Source organism: Streptomyces sp. NPDC000075, assembly GCF_040301925.1.
Classification (GTDB): domain Bacteria; phylum Actinomycetota; class Actinomycetes; order Streptomycetales; family Streptomycetaceae; genus Streptomyces; species Streptomyces polychromogenes.
In genome coordinates, this window is the sequence record NZ_JBEPFL010000001.1 from 65,926 (window position 1) to 80,563 (window position 14,638).

The following is a 14,638-nucleotide window of genomic DNA, read 5'->3' on the forward strand; positions in this document are numbered from 1 at the left end:
GCCACTCGCCGGGGGCGAGTGGCCGGATTCGCCTGGGCGCCGGGGGAGTTCACCGTCGTAGTGTGGCGAGATGCCTGTATCGGACATCGTTCCCCTCAGCCCGGACTTCGACGCCGACCCCCACTCCTTCTTCGCGAAGCTGCGAGCGGCGGGGCCGGTCCACCTGATCAGCGACCCGAACACCCGCCTGTCCGAGCCGTACTGGCTCGTCGTCGGCTACGAGGAGGCCCGTGCGGCCCTGACGCACCCGGGCCTGCGCAAGGACTGGCACGCCACCGACCTGTTCCCGGAGATCGAGCCCACCGCCGCCAACGCGAACATGCTCGAATCCGACCCGCCCCACCACACCCGGCTGCGCCGCCTGGTCGCCCGGGAGTTCACCGCCCGCCGGGTGGAGGCGATGCGGCCGCGCGTCCAGCAGATCACCGGCGAACTGCTGGACGCCATGGCCGCCCGCCCCGACCGCTCGGCCGACCTGATCCGGGACCTGGCCTTCCCGCTGCCCATGACGGTCATCTGCGAACTGCTCGGCGTCCCCGACCTCGACCGCGAGCGCTTCCGGGAGTGGTCCAACGACGTCGTCGCCCCCAAGCCCGGCACCCTGGACAACACGGCCCACCGGCAGCTCAGCGCCTACCTCACGGACCTCGTCGCGACCAAGGCCGCGTCCCCCGGCGACGACCTGCTCAGCGCGCTGATCCGCACCCGCGACGAGGACGGCGACCAGCTCTCCCCGGAAGAGCTGATCGGCATGGCCTTCCTGCTCCTGGTCGCCGGGCACGAGACCACCGTCAACCTCATCTCCAACGGCATCCGGGCCCTCCTCGCCCACCCGGCCCAGCTCGCCGACCTCCGCGCCGACTACGACGGGCTGCTGGCCGGGGCCGTCGAGGAGATGCTCCGCTACGACGGCCCGGTGCAGAACTCCACCTACCGCTACACCGCCGAGGACGTGGAGATCGGCGGGGTGGTCATCCCGGCCGGCCAGGCCGTCCTGGTCTCGCTGGCCGGAGCCGGCCGCGACCCCGGCCGCTTCGCCGAGCCCGACGTGTTCGACATCCGCCGCCCCTCCGGCGGCCACCTCGCCTTCGGGCACGGACTGCACTTCTGCATCGGGGCCCCGCTCGCCCGGATGGAGGGCCGCATCGCCATCAGGGGCCTGCTGGAACGCTTCCCGGACCTGGCGTTGGATCCCGACGGCGGTCCGCTGGAGTGGCTCCCTGGAGCCCTGATGCACGGGGTGAGCCGCCTCCCGGTCCGCTGGTAGGCACTCCGTCAGGAAGGCGCCCCAGCCCGGCCGCACCGGCCGGGCCGGGGCGGATCCCGGTCACCGAACGCGGTTTGTCCTCCCGCCCGGATCCTCAATACGATCCGGCGATGATCACAAGAAAACGGCTGGCGGCCGGGGCCTGCGGCCTGTTCGTCGCCTTGACCGCGGGCCTCCTCCCGCAGACCGCCGCCGCTGCCGACGGGCCGGCCAAGGAGCCGCCCAAGGTCGAGCTCGTGCTCGACGTCAGCGGCTCCATGCGCGCCAACGACATCGACGGCCAGTCCCGGATGTCCGCTGCGAAGCAGGCCTTCAACGAGGTCCTGGACGCGGTGCCCGACGAAGTCCGCCTGGGCATAAGGACCCTGGGCGCCACCTACCCCGGCGAGGACCGGGCGCTCGGCTGCAAGGACACCAAGCAGCTCTACCCCGTCGGCACGGTCAACCGCACCGAGGCCAAGACCGCCGTCGCCACCCTCGCCCCCACCGGCTGGACCCCCATCGGCCCGGCCCTTCAAGCTGCCGCCCAGGACCTCGACGGCGGCAACGCCACCCGCCGCATCGTGCTCATCACCGACGGCGAGGACACCTGCGCCCCGCTCGACCCCTGCGAGGTCGCCCGCGAGATCGCGGCCAAGGGCATCCACCTCGTCGTGGACACCCTCGGTCTCGTCCCCGACGCCAAGACCCGCTCCCAGCTGACCTGCATCGCGGAGGCCACCGGAGGCACCTACACCTCCGTCGCGCACACCGCCGAACTCTCCGGCAGGGTCAGACAGCTCGTAGACCGGGCCGCCGACCCCGTCGTCACCCCGGTGGCCACCGAGGGCGCCAAGAGCTGCGAGAACGCCCCGGCGCTGAAGGCCGGCCTCTACAGCGACCGTGAGACCTTCGGCGAGCACCGCTGGTACAAGGTCGACGTCCGCCCCGGCCAGGAACTGCGCGCCTCGGTCAGCATCGGCGCCGACCGGGCCGTCAACAACGACTACGGGATCCTGCTGCGCGCGACCACCGTCCACGGCCGGGAGATCGTCCGCGGGTCCGAGGCCGGCGACGGCCGCACCGACGCGATCTCCACCGGGCTGCGCTACCCGAAGGCCGAAGCGGACGGGGAGGAGGCCGACAAGCCCGAGACCGTCTGCCTCCAGGTCAGCAACTCCTTCTCCGCCGGACCGGCCGTCAAGACCGCCCCCGGTATGCCCGTCGAGCTGACGATCGACCTGGTCGACGGCCCCGACGACGGCTCCGACGTGGCCTCCTTCGGCCTCGGCCGCGGCTGGTGGCTGATCGGCCTGCTGGTCCTCACCGGCCTGCTCGCCGGTCTGGTCTGGGGCTGGATCTCGCGCTGGCGCATCTCCGTCTGGAGGACCAACTGATGCGTACCGTACGCACCCTGACCGCCGCCCTGCTCGCGGGCGCGGCCCTGCTGGCCCCGGCGGCCGCCGCCGTCGCGGCGCCGAGCCCGGTCCCCAGTGCGGGCAAGGGCACCGGCAAGGACGGCGCCGCGCCCACCGAGGCCGGCACCGGCTTCCGTACCGCGGCCCTCTTCCGGCCCGGCCAGAAGGCCACCGTCGCGGCCTCCACCGGCGACTACCTGTACTGGGCGGTGCCCGCCGACACCGGCCAGCGGCTCACCGTACGGGCCACGGTGACCCTCCCCGAGTCCGCCGCCCGGCACGGCGCGCAGACCTGGCAGCTCGACCTGTACGACGGGCTGCGCCGACGCCAGCCCTGCACGTACGGCAACCAGCACGTGGCGGCCGCCAAGGAGGCCGCCACCGTGGAGCTCTCCTGCACCCTGCGCACGGTCCGCTCCGGGGCCGAGGCCTGGTCGAACGACCCCCTCCCGGGCAGCTACTACGTCCGGCTGACGGTCGTCGGCGTGCCCGAGGACGACCACGGCCTGCCCGTGAAGGCGCAGGTCGAGGCCGAGGTGAAGGAGACCGGCGGGGCCCAGGCGGTGGACGCGGCCCTGGCCGAGCCGCTCGTCCCGGGCATCGGGGGCGCCTCGGAGCAGCAGCGCGAGGCGCGGGCCCCGGAGGGCGGCTGGTCCGGCGGCTGGTGGTCCGACCGCTGGCTGTGGACCGCCGCGGGCGGAGTGCTCGGGGCCCTCGCGGGCATCTGGGGCTACTCCGTGACCCGGGGTTCGGGCCGCCCGGCCCGGCCGCAGGGCTGAGCACGCGCCGCACCGGTACCCGCGTACCGGTGCGGCGCACGCGCGCGGTGTCCACTCCGTGGCGGGACGATCATCCGGCCACGGAGCGTGGGCTATGTTGGAGGAAGAGTGACGTGAGAAGGAGGCCGCCGGTGTCATCGGGGCAGCAGGCACGCGCGCAGGCGGCCGCGATCACGCCCGGTCAGAGCCCTCCGCCCGAGCGGGAGAAACCGGCGGCCGACCGGCTGCTGGCGCTCTTCGACGGCCACCGGCTCTCCCCGGGCCAGCGGCGGATCGCCCAGTACCTGATCGACCACCTCACCGAGGCCGCGTTCCTCTCCATCACCGAGCTCGCGGAGCGGGTCGGCGTGAGCCAGCCCTCCGTGACCCGGTTCGCGGCCTCCCTCGGGTTCAGCGGCTATCCGGCCCTGCGCGAGGTGCTCCAGCCGATGGCGCTGAGCGCGGTGGCCGGCGGCACCCCCGACACCCGGGAGCAGATCCGTCACAACGAGCTCCAGGCCGCCGTCGACGCCGAGATCGAGAACCTGGAGAACGTCCGGCGGCTGCTCGCCGACACGAACCTGATCCTCGGCATCGGCCGCGACCTGGCCCACTCGGTCCCGCTGACCGTGCTGGGCCTGCGGATCTCCGTCTCCCTGGCCGAGTACTTCGCGTACGCCGCCCGCCGCATCCACCCCGACGTGCGCCTGGTGACCCGGGGCGGCAGCGTGGCCTACGACGCCCTGCTCCAGTCGCGGGCGGCGGGCGGCGCCTGGGTCCTGGCCTTCGCGATGCCCCGGCACGCCAACGAGACCCTGGCCGCGCTGCGGGCGGCCCGCAGCGCGGGGCTGGGCGTGGTCCTGATCACCGATCCCACGGTGGGCCCGCTGGTGGAGGAGGCGGACGTGGTGCTGACCGCCGGCACCGGGTCGCGGCTGGTCTTCGACTCCTACGCGGCCCCCGGCATGCTCTCCGCGGCCCTGCTCCAGGCGATGGCGGACGCGGACCCGGAGCGGACCCAGGCGCGGCTCGAACAGTACGAGCAGGCCGCGGACCAGCACGGTTTCTTCCTGTAGGGGCGATTTTCACCCGGTTACGCCGGGGCTGACCAGGGGATATTCACTGCCCGGGCATGCATGAAATTTTTCATACCCTTGCTTACTCGACGGTATATATGTTTACTGACGCAGGCGCTCCGGATCCCATCGACGCCAAGGCGGACGTTCCCCGCGTCCACCTCGAACGGGCACTCAGTACGCCGAACCTCCTCACGGCGGGACCGGGTGCCGGGTCAGGGCTTAACGGATCCCCGGAGGAGCGCCCCTGGCGGCCTCGGTCAACCCCTGGGCCGAGGCCGCCCCCTTCAGTCTCTCGATCAGAGTTCCACACCCCTCGGAAGTGACGAGATGCCCCAGACGGCCACCCTCACGCGCAGCCCGGACTGGCCCCTCCAGGTCAAGGCCCCCGGTACGCACGACTGGGAACGCAGCGCCACGCGCTGGCTGCGGGACCTCCTCCCGGCCCGCTACGGCAGCTACCTGACGCTGACCCGTCACCACGCCCTGCTCGCCCGGCACGTCCAGCTCCAGCTCCAGCACGAGATGCGCGCGGTGCGCGTGGCCCTGCACACCAGCCGGGCCGAACTGCCGACCATGGGCGTCGCCGAGTCGGTCATAGAGAACACGATCAGGATGTACGCCATCGAGCTGGAGCAGCTCGGCCGGCTCTCCCGGGGCGCGCGCCTGGTCTCGGAGGCGCTGGTGCTGGCGGCCACCCCGGGCCAGCGCAAGCGCTGACCCGGGGGCACGCGGGCCGTCAGCCCTGGCAGAGGCCGCGCGCGTAGTCGTACACCGCGGTCGCCTGCGAGTACTTCCACTGCGGCGTCAGCAGGGAGTCCTTGAGCTGGCGCGCGGCGGCCGGGCTCTCCACGACGTAGCCGAAGTCCTGGAGCCAGGACGGGTACAGGTTCTTCGAACCGATGTAGAAGGCCGCGTCGTCCACCGAGACCAGCTTGTGGTGCTGGGCGTACGGCTTGCCGTCCGCCCACGTCGGCGCGTCCGCTGCGCGGGCGGTCGCCAGCTGGAGGTTCTGGCACATGGCGGCCTTCGACGCGCTCTCGTCGCCGGTCAGCGCCGTCAGGCGGCCGCGCAGCGCGTCGCTCACCTCGCCCAGGGACTTGATCTGGGAGTAGCCGCCGCTGCCGACCGCCCCGCGGTTGGCCGGGTCGCTCACGACGATGCGCACCTTGACCCCGGCCGCCAGCTTCGCGGCCAGCGTGTCGTAGAGGCGGACGTCGTAGCGGGGCAGCGGCGGGCAGGTGGCGTGGACGTCCTGCTGGGAGATCTCGATGTGGCCGGTCGCGCTCGCCACCAGCGCGCGCAGGGCGCTCTCCTCGGGGTTGACCGTGTCGTAGTCCCGGTCGGCGTTGGTGTAGTCGTGCACCCCGACGCCGCACTTGGTGTCGGACGCGGTCGGCAGGACGGGCTTGAACGCCGAGGCCGGGTCGTTCTGGCGGATGCCCACGCCGAGGCCGCCGACCGCGAGGGCCGGGACGTCGCCACCGCCCGCCGGGGCGGCGGGCCGGGGGAGGGTGGGCATGCAGTCGGCGCCGCCCGAGGAGGCGAACCAGACGCTGGCCCAGCTGCTCTTGTTGCGGCAGGTCCAGTCCCACAGGGTGTCGAGGTAGCGGCCGGCGGACCCCGCCGCCGGGCCCGTCAGCGCGAGGTCGACGTCGTTGACCGGGTGCGTGGTGTCGAGGTAGTCGTCCTTCCAGCTGTTGATGCCGCCGGTGATCACCGTGCCGCCGTCGACCACCACGAGCTTGGAGTGGTTCCAGGAGAAGCCGGTCTTGGAGGTGGTCATCGAGGCCACGTTGAGGGTGACGTTCGCCGCCGCCGGACCCAGCTTCGCGATGAGCTCGTCGCGGTAGGAGGACGGGATCACGTTGGCGTGGTAGATCGGCGCGGCGCCGACCAGGACGCGCACCTGGAGGCGGTTGCCCTGCCGCACCGACTCCTTCAGGCCGGCCGTGATCGCGTCCTGGAAGGCCCCGTTGGGGAACGGCGCCAGCGTGGATATGTCCACGCTCCGCGTCGCCTTCGAGATGTCCTCGCGCATCTTGTCGAGCAGCCGGCGCGAGCCCGGCCGGTCCGTGCAGGAGGCGTCGCCCCAGCAGCCGGGCGACTGGAGCAGCCAGTCGGAGCCGCCGGGGGCGGAGGCGCCGAGGCGGTTGCCGGAGGTGCGCTCCCAGACCGAGCCCTCCAGGCCCGGGGAGACCTGGCGCACGGCCTGCTCGACGGAGTCCAGGTGCGGGGTGGGGGAGTCGGCGAAGGCCGGGGCGGCGGGCAGGAGGGCGAAGGGGAGAGCGAGCGAGAGGGCCGTCGTGCGGACGGTGCGTGCCAATGTGGTTCCTCGGTCAAGGGGGGGTGGCTCGGGCCGGAGGGCGCCGGGAGGGAGCCGTTCCGACCTTGATCAACTCGCGCAAGTTACCAGCCCGTAAGGTGCCGTTCATCCCCTCTGGTCTGCTTCCGGCCACCCCGCCCGGCGGCCACCGGTGCCGTGCCGGGCGGGCCGGCTGCCGCCCGGCGGGACCCGGATGTCCGGATCCCGCCGGTGGAACGCGGCCCTCCGGCCCGGGGCCGTCAGAGCCAGGGAAGCTGCTCGGCGGCGTATCGGTAGGCGCGGAACACCGAGTTCTGCGCACCCCGCGAGGACTCCAGGCCCGTGCCCTCACTGAAGGAGCCGAACTCCGGGATCACGAACTCCCAGACCACGTCCCCTTCCGGGGTCACCTCGAAGAGCCGCCCGAAGGAACCCTCCGCGATGAAGGTGTTCCCGTTCGGCAGCCGCTGCGCGCTGGACATGTACGGGCTGTAGAAGTTCTGCGGCGGGTTGTCCTCGTACGACCACACCTCCTCGCCCGTGGCCGGATCCAGCTCCAGCACCCGCGAGTACGGCACCGAAGTCGTGTCCCGATACGTCCCGTTGTCGAAGACCAGGATGGTGCCGCCCGGCAGCTCGTGCGGGTGGTGCTGCTGGGCCAGCACGTCCGGGCCGATGCTCCAGCGCACCGAGCCGTCGGCCCGGTCCACGGCCACGGCCGTCGAGGCGCTGCGGAAGCCCACCACGATGCCGCCGTCGGCCAGTTCGTTGACGGTGTTGGCCATCGGCCAGTGCTCCCGCGCGAAGTGCGGGTTCAGCGGCACCTCCTCCGGGTCCAGGTGCTCGATCGCCGCCCAGCGCCACACCACCTCGCCGTCCCAGGTCAGCTCCAGCACCACGTCCCCGTAGATCACCCCGCCGGCCGCCTCCGAGCCCGGGATGCCGCCGCGGATGCGGGCGGCGTCGGCCGGGTCGAGGGGCTCGACGGTGGAGATGAGCAGGTTCCCGTTGCGCAGGATCGACGCGTCGTGGTGGTGGAAGGGGTGGCGGACCTCGCGCAGCACCGTCGAGTCGGGGGCCAGCTCCTGGAAGATGCCGCCGTGGTAGACGTCCCAGATGGGGAAGAGGCTCGGGCCCGAGGTGTCCTTGGCCGCGTAGAAGAGGTTCCCGTTCGGGAGCAGCTGGGCCTGGCGGCCGGGCGGGTGCGGGGAGTTCCAGGTGTGGGCGGGCTTGCCCTCGATGTCCACCAGGTGGATCCGGCCGTCCCCGGCGATGGGGGTGTAGAGGGTGTAGCCGCCGTAGCTGCGGGCGGGGTCGTGGGCGCGCAGGCCGGTGCCGCGCCGGCGCAGGGTGTTCTGGTCGACGGTCATGGAGTGTTCCTTCTGCTCGTTCTTCGGGGTGTCAGTCGGTGAGGGTGACGGCGGAGGGGTCCGCCGCCTTGAGCGGGCCGGGGCGCAGTCGCTCCCGCAGGGCCTGCCGGTCGGCGGAGCCCGGAAGGGACTGGGCGGCCTTGGCCCAGGCGGCCTCGTCGGCCAGCTGCGCCAGGAGTTCGGGGGACAGGGTCGGGCCGTAGGCGTAGCGGGGCTGGAACGCCTCGACGTAGCCGGGCTGGAGCGCCCCCTTGGACTGGGCGACCACCGCCCGGCGGGCGGCGGCCGGGTCGGCATCGCCGGCCTGCCGCGCGCGCAGCACCGTACGCAGGACGGCGGTGGCCGCCGCGTCGTCCGCGGCGGGGCCGGCGACGAGCAGGGTGCGGGCGGTGTAGCCGGAGAAGGGGAGCTCGGCGTAACGGTCGCCGAGGGCGGTGCGGGCGGCGTCGTAGAAGCTGGGGAAGGTCACCCCGGCGTCGACGTCACCGCGGGCGAGGGCGGCGGTGACCTGGTTCGGGGCCAGGTTGACCACCGTCACGTCGGCGGCCGTCAGCCCCGCCGAGGAGAGCATCCGGCTGAGGGCGTACTCGACGTTCGTGCCCTGCGGGACCCCGACCTTGCGCCCCTTGAGCGCGGCGAAGCCGGTGACCTCGCGGTCGGTGCGGGTGAGCAGCCGCCAGTCCGAGAACCGGGACAGCTCCGCGACGATGCGCACGTCCCGCCCGCCGAGCGCCGCCGTGACGGCGGGCAGGTCGCCGACGACCCCGAACCGCGCCTGCCCGCCGAGCACGGCGTTCAGGGCGTCCCGCCCGGTCGGCAGGGTGGTCACGGTGGCCTCGACCCCGTCGGCGGACCACAGCCCCCGCTCCTGCGCGAGGTACACGGGCGCCCCGCCCAGCTGGTCGCTCCCGGCGATGGTGACGTGGTGCCGCCCGCCGGAACCCGCGCCGGCGCCGGCGCCTTCGTCACCGCCGCCCGCGCAGGCGGTGGCGAACAGGGACAGGACGGCGGTGAGCAGCACGGCGGCGGCCGTACGGGGTCTGAGCATGGGAGAGGGTCCTCTCGGGGGTGGGGGAAGGGGAGCGCGGCGGACGGGGGCGTCCCACCGGCGGGGGGCGGCTCTCACCACCCGGATGGTGCGGGTGGCGAGGTGGTGCGGATCGGGTGGTGAGGGGGTGCGGTCAGAGGTGGCCCGGGAAGCCCGTGCGGTCCGCCCGGTGGGACGGGTGGCGCGGTCCGGGCACGGCCGGCACGGCCGGGGCCGGACGCCGTACGGGGTTCGGCGGGACGGGCCGGCCGCTCCGGCGGGCTTAGGGGGCGCCCAGGTGTCCGGCGATCAGGGCCCGCAGGGACGGGTCCGGGGGGCCCGGCGGTACCGGGTGGTCCGCCAGGACACGGCCCGGGGAGCCGCCGAGAACCACCACCCGCTCCGCCAGGGCGAGGGCCTCGTCGATGTCGTGCGTCACGAACAGCACCGTCGTGCCGCTGCGCCGCCACAGCTCCCGCAGCAGCTCCTGCATCCGGGCCCGCGTCAGGGCGTCCAGCGCCCCGAACGGCTCGTCCATCAGCAGGACCTCGGGCCGCGCCGCGAGCGCGCGGGCCAGGGCCACCCGCTGCTGCATACCGCCCGACAGCTCGGCCGGGTACTTGCGCGCGCCCTCCGCGAGCCCGACCTCCTCCAGCGCGGCCAGCGCCCGCTCCCGGCGCTCCGGGCGCGGCAGTCCGAGCCGCTTCAGCGCGAACTCGACGTTGCCCAGGGCCGTGCGCCACGGGAACAGCGCGTAGTGCTGGAAGACCACGCCCCGCTCGGGGCCCGGCTCCCGCACCGGCGCGGAGCCGGCCGTCACCCGGCCCGCCGTCGGCCGTACGAAGCCGGCCACCGCGTTCAGCACCGTCGACTTCCCGCAGCCGCTGGGCCCCAGCAGGGCGGTGAACGACCCCGCCGGGAACACCAGGTCCGTCGGCTCCAGCACGGGCGCGGCGGCCGCGTACCCCACCGAGAGCCCCTCCAGCCGTACCTCCAGGCTCATGACGCGCTCCAGTGCACGAAGCGGCGCCCGAGGGCGGCCAGCACGAGATCGGCGGCCACACCGAGCAGCCCGAGGACGATCAGCCCCGCGAACATCCGGTCCACCCGCAGGAACTGGCCGTCCACCTGGAGCCGGTACGCCAGCCCGCTGTCCGCACCGCCCAGCTCGGCGGCGACCAGCGCCAGCAGCGCCACCGAGGCGCCGTAGCGCAGCGCCGCCAGCAGCGCGGGCGCGGCGGCAGGCAGCAGCACCTCGGTGAACCGCCGGTGCAGCGGCGCCCCCAGCGACCGGGCCGCCCGCAGGTGCGAGACCGGCACCCGCGAGACCCCGTCGTGGACGTACAGCCAGACCGCGAGGGCCACGGCGTACGCGATCAGCAGCCGCTTCGCGCTCTCGCCGATGCCGAACCAGGCCGTCGCGAGCGGTACCAGCGCGATGGCCGGGATCGGGCGGAGGAAGGAGACCACCGGGGTGACGGCCGCCGAGAGCCTCGGCAGGTACCCGGTGGCGAACCCGAGCGCGCCACCGACGGCCGCGCCCAGCGTGAAACCCTGGCCCGCGCGGGCCAGGCTCGCGGCGAGGTCGGAGACGAGCACGCCGCTGCGGACGCCGTCGGCCAGCGCGACCGCGGTGGCGGCGGGGCCGGGCAGCAGACCCGGGGCCACCGCACCGGACCAGGCGGCCAGCGACCAGAGCGCCAGCACGGCGCCGGCCGCGCCCAGGGCGGGACCGACCCGCCCGGCGGGGGATGGGGTGGCTTGCACGGGAGTACTCCTCGGATCGTTCCGACGGCCTTTGATAAGTGAGATCAATAATTGACCACACTTATGAACGGGCTGTTTCAGCAGTACGAAACCTGTGGCGCTCGCCCGGGCCCCCGAAACCGATGGGGTACGTTCGCCAGCGTGTCCCGACTCCGCACCGAACCCACGCCCGAAGCGATAGAGGTCGGCCAGGCGATCCGCGACTGCCGCACGGCACGCCGCGTCTCCATGGCCGTACTGGCCGCCCGCTCAGGGCTCTCGCAGCCCTTCCTCAGCCAGCTGGAACGCGGCCTGGCCACGCCCAGCCTCAGCTCGATCTACCGCATCGCCGAGGCCCTCGACGTGACCCCCGGCACCTTCCTGCGCCCCCCGGTCCGCCCGGGCGTGATCAGCCACGAGAGCGACCCCCAGGTCATCCGGGTCTCCGAGGCCGCCGGCCAGGTGGCCCGGGTCCTCATCCCGGGCGGCCGCAGCGGCCTGATGGAGGCGTACGAGCACCACTTCGAGCCCGGGCAGGGAGAGCGGGGCTGGTTCGAGCACCCCGGCGAGGACTTCCTCTACGTCCTGGAGGGCGAAGTCGTCCTGGAGGTACGGGGCGAGGCCCCGCTCACCCTCCGCGCGGGCCAGAGCGCCCACCACCGGGGCGATGTCCCCCACCGCTGCGTCCTCCCCGAGGGCGCCACCCCGGCCCGCACCCTGCTGGTCATCGCGAACCCGTAGGGGCGCGCCGCCGCCGCGACGCGCCCCTGGTCTTCGGTCGGTCCTCCGTCACGAGACGCGGGTGACCCGGGTGCCGAAGGAAGGCTCCGCGAGCCGCTTGCCCACCGCCACCGGGACGGTCTTCGCGCCCGGGCCGTCGCCCACCGTCAGCACCGCCACCTCGGTGCCCGCCTTGGCCTCGTGCGGCACGGACTTGCCGCCGGCCGTCCCGAGCGTGAGCCGCAGCTTCTGGCCCGGTACGCCGATCACCGAGAGGTCCTTCGTCGCCACGAGCGGGGTCCGGCCGCCGAGTCCGTCGGAGACGTGGCCGACGGTCTGGCCCTTGTGGATCACGGGGGTGGAGGCGAGGGCCTTGCGGACGGCTTCGATGATCGTGCCGCTGTTCTTGAGCACCAGGTCGAGGCTGCGCAGGGCCTGGGGGTCCGGACCGTCCACGTGCTGGTCCATCAGCGCGCCGAGGATCAGCGGCTTCTCCTCGCCGACCTGCTTGTCCGCGGCCCACACCAGGGTGCCGCCGGCGGCGGTGCTGGACCCCGTCTTGATGCCCCTGTTGCCCAGGCTCTTGTCCCAGAGCAGCTTGTTGCTGTTCCTGAGCGGCTCCACTCCCTTGACCGTCTTGTCCGTCGTCGCCACGATCGTGCGGAACATCTCGTCCTGCATCGCCGCTTCGGCGAGCTTGAGCTGGTCGACGGCGGTGCTGACGGTGGTGGCGTTCAGGCCGCTGGGATCGGTGTACGTGGTGTCCCGCATCCCCAGTTCCCCGGCGGCCGCGTTCATCTTCGCGACGAAGGCGGCCTCCCCGCCGCTTCCGCCGTCCCAACGGGCCAGCAGGCGGGCGATGTTGTTCGCGGAAGGCAGCATCACCATCTCGAGCATCTCCCGCTGGCTGAACTGCTGCCCGGCTTTGAGGGACTTGATCCGCGACTCGTCCTCGGAGGCGCTCTCGGTCGCCGCCTGCGCGTCGATCTCGATCTGGGGACCCTGTTCGCCCTTGCGCAGGGGATGGTTCTTGAGGATGAGGTACGCCGTCATCGCCTTCGCCACGCTGGCCGTCGGCGTCGGCTTCTGCTCGCCGAAGGTGGCGACGTCGCCGGAGCCCGAGACGCGGACGGCTCCCTGGCCCTTGGCCGGCCAGGGGATGGACAGCGTGCCGTCGAGGGTGACGGAGTCCTGCGCGGCGACCAGCCGAGGGGCCGGGAGCGGGCGCAGCATCTGGGCTCCGACGACGGCACCGCCGAGCAGCAGCACGATCGGGGTCCACACCTTGACGCGGCGCGTGAGGGTGCGGCGCGGGGTCTCCGGCGGGGGAGCGGTGTTGGTGAGCTCGGCGAGCAGTTCGAGGGGCGGGCGGGGGGTCTCCCGGGTGGGCTCGAGGACCTGCGGAACGGCGGCGGGGCGGGGGTCCTTGAGCGCGACGAACTCACTGGTCCGCTCGGGGTCGTCCGCCCGCACCACCGCACGAGCGACGGCCGCCCCCTCGGCCTCCTCCCTGCCGGCCCCCGGCCCCTTGGGCGCGGTCCGGGCAGCCTTCCCACCCTGCGCCGACGCTTGCCGGTTCTGGGTGTCGGGCGCGCGGTCGGTGTCCGGGTCCTTGGGCGCGGGCCGGGCGGGTGCGTCGTCCCGCGCCGTGCCCTGCCGGGAGCCCGTGGGCTTCTCGGGATCGTGGCCCGGGTCCTTCGGTGCGCGCCTGCTGGGTGCGTCGTCCTGCGTCGACGTCTGCCGGGGGCCGGCCGGCTCCTCGGCGGCACGGTCCGCGCCCTTCGGCTTCTGCCCTGCGGGTGCCTCGTCCCCTTCCACCAGCTGCCGGCCGCCGGGCCCGTCCGCGGGCTCGCCGGCCTCGGGACGCGGCGTGGCCGCGCCGCTCTCGCCCGGGGCTCGCGCCCCCGCCGGGGCGTCGTCCACCTCCGGCCGGTCGCCGCCCTTCGCCCATGAGGGGCGGCGTACGGGTGCGTCGCTCTTGCCCTGCGGGCCGGTCGTCCCGTCCGGGGTCTTCTCGCCCGCAGCCGGGCGCCGTACGTCGTCCTCCTCCGGCCGGTCGTTCCGCTTCGCCCACGAGGGGCGCCGTGCGGATGCGGTGTCGTCCGGGCCGTCCTGAGCGGCGGCCTTCGGGCCGGTGACGCCGGCCCGCGCGCCGCGAACCTCGTCCTGCGCCGAACTGCGATCGGCGCCCTGCGGCGCGGGCTCGGCCTCCGCACCGTCCGGCTCGGCCGGTTCCTCGGCGTCCGGGGCGTCGGCTCGCGCAGCGGGGGAGCCGCCCATCCCGGAGGGGGCGTCCGCGCTTACGGGCTCAGAGCGGTCGTCGGCAGGGCCCTCCTCGCTGGCCGGCTCCGCCTCCCGGGAGAGGGCACCGGCCTCCGTCGGACGGGCATCGCCGTCGGCGGCTTCGGCCTTGGCCGAGGCATGGCGTTCGGGGGTGCGCGCCCCTGGGGCACCGTCAGCGCCCAGGGGTTCCCCGCCGTCCGGGGCCTTCCGCACGGCGGAACCCGCGTTCGCGGACCCGCCTTCGGCCTCCCCTCCGTCCGAAGCGTTCCCGGAAGCGGCACCGGACCCCGGCTCCGCCCCGGCCGGCGCCTCGGCATCGGCGCGCTCCCGCCCTGCCGCGTCGTCGCTGTCGGCGTCCTCCAGCCCGGTGTGGGCCTCGGCGGGCTTCCGCCCGGTCGGGGTATCCGTGTCGGCCTCTTCCCGCCCGGCCAGGGCCTCGGCACCGGTCTGTTCCCGTCCGGTGAGGGCCTCGGTGGGCTTCTGCCCGGTCGGGGTATCGGTGTCGGCCTCTTCCCGCCCGGTCAGGGCCTTGGCACTGGTCTGTTCCCGTCCGGTGTGGGCCTCGGCGGGCTTCTGCCCGGTCGGGGTGTCCGCGTCGGCCTCTTCCCGCCCGGTCAGGGCCTTGGCACTGGTCTGTTCCCGTCCGGTGTGGGCCTCGGCGGGCTTCTGCCCGGTCGGGGTGTCCGCGT

General features: G+C 74.1%; 12 protein-coding genes. 6 read left to right on the plus strand and 6 right to left on the minus strand.

Annotation, left to right across the window (positions count from 1 at the left end; translation table 11 throughout):
• The first annotated feature begins 70 nt into the window (after positions 1-70).
• The 5 genes from ABT403_RS00260 (at position 71) to ABT403_RS00280 (ending at position 5,218) form a co-directional block, all read left to right on the plus strand.
• Positions 71-1,267, plus strand: coding sequence for a cytochrome P450 family protein (locus ABT403_RS00260; protein ID WP_344167939.1), 1,197 nt, complete (start codon positions 71-73; stop codon positions 1,265-1,267).
• Positions 1,268-1,377: 110 nt separating this feature from the next.
• Complete coding sequence (locus ABT403_RS00265) at positions 1,378-2,643, plus strand: VWA domain-containing protein (RefSeq protein ID WP_344167936.1); 1,266 nt, start codon at positions 1,378-1,380, stop codon at positions 2,641-2,643.
• Positions 2,643-3,443, plus strand: a complete 801-nt coding sequence (locus ABT403_RS00270) for a hypothetical protein (RefSeq protein ID WP_344167933.1) — start codon at positions 2,643-2,645, stop codon at positions 3,441-3,443. Before ABT403_RS00265 ends, ABT403_RS00270 begins: the two co-directional genes overlap by 1 nt.
• Before the next feature lie 131 nt (positions 3,444-3,574).
• The gene (locus ABT403_RS00275) at positions 3,575-4,498 is read left to right on the plus strand and encodes a MurR/RpiR family transcriptional regulator (protein WP_344167930.1); all 924 of its coding nucleotides are present in this window, start codon (positions 3,575-3,577) and stop codon (positions 4,496-4,498) included.
• Positions 4,499-4,828: 330 nt separating this feature from the next.
• Positions 4,829-5,218, plus strand: coding sequence for a hypothetical protein (locus ABT403_RS00280; RefSeq protein WP_344167927.1), 390 nt, complete (start codon positions 4,829-4,831; stop codon positions 5,216-5,218).
• Between the two features lie 19 nt (positions 5,219-5,237).
• Here ABT403_RS00280 and ABT403_RS00285 read toward each other — a convergent pair whose 3' ends face one another.
• The 5 genes from ABT403_RS00285 to ABT403_RS00305 form a co-directional block, all read right to left on the minus strand.
• The gene (locus tag ABT403_RS00285; RefSeq protein ID WP_344167924.1) at positions 5,238-6,824 is read right to left on the minus strand and encodes a phospholipase D-like domain-containing protein; all 1,587 of its coding nucleotides are present in this window, start codon (positions 6,822-6,824) and stop codon (positions 5,238-5,240) included.
• A gap of 239 nt (positions 6,825-7,063) precedes the next feature.
• Entirely contained in the window at positions 7,064-8,173 is a 1,110-nt protein-coding gene (locus tag ABT403_RS00290; protein ID WP_344167921.1) for an aryl-sulfate sulfotransferase, read from the minus strand.
• A 31-nt stretch (positions 8,174-8,204) separates the two neighbouring features.
• On the minus strand, positions 8,205-9,221 hold the full coding sequence (locus ABT403_RS00295; RefSeq protein WP_344167917.1) for an ABC transporter substrate-binding protein: 1,017 nt from the start codon (positions 9,219-9,221) through the stop codon (positions 8,205-8,207).
• 262 nt (positions 9,222-9,483) lie between these two features.
• Entirely contained in the window at positions 9,484-10,203 is a 720-nt protein-coding gene (locus ABT403_RS00300; protein WP_344167914.1) for an ABC transporter ATP-binding protein, read from the minus strand.
• The gene (locus tag ABT403_RS00305; RefSeq protein ID WP_344167911.1) at positions 10,200-10,967 is read right to left on the minus strand and encodes an ABC transporter permease; all 768 of its coding nucleotides are present in this window, start codon (positions 10,965-10,967) and stop codon (positions 10,200-10,202) included. Before ABT403_RS00305 ends, ABT403_RS00300 begins: the two co-directional genes overlap by 4 nt.
• Before the next feature lie 141 nt (positions 10,968-11,108).
• On the opposite strand from ABT403_RS00305, the gene ABT403_RS00310 reads away from it, so the two are divergent.
• Complete coding sequence (locus tag ABT403_RS00310; RefSeq protein ID WP_344167908.1) at positions 11,109-11,687, plus strand: helix-turn-helix domain-containing protein; 579 nt, start codon at positions 11,109-11,111, stop codon at positions 11,685-11,687.
• 48 nt (positions 11,688-11,735) lie between these two features.
• Here ABT403_RS00310 and ABT403_RS00315 read toward each other — a convergent pair.
• Positions 11,736-14,638, minus strand: a 2,903-nt coding sequence (locus tag ABT403_RS00315) for a D-alanyl-D-alanine carboxypeptidase (RefSeq protein WP_351647379.1), incomplete at its 5' end; no start/stop codon positions are given.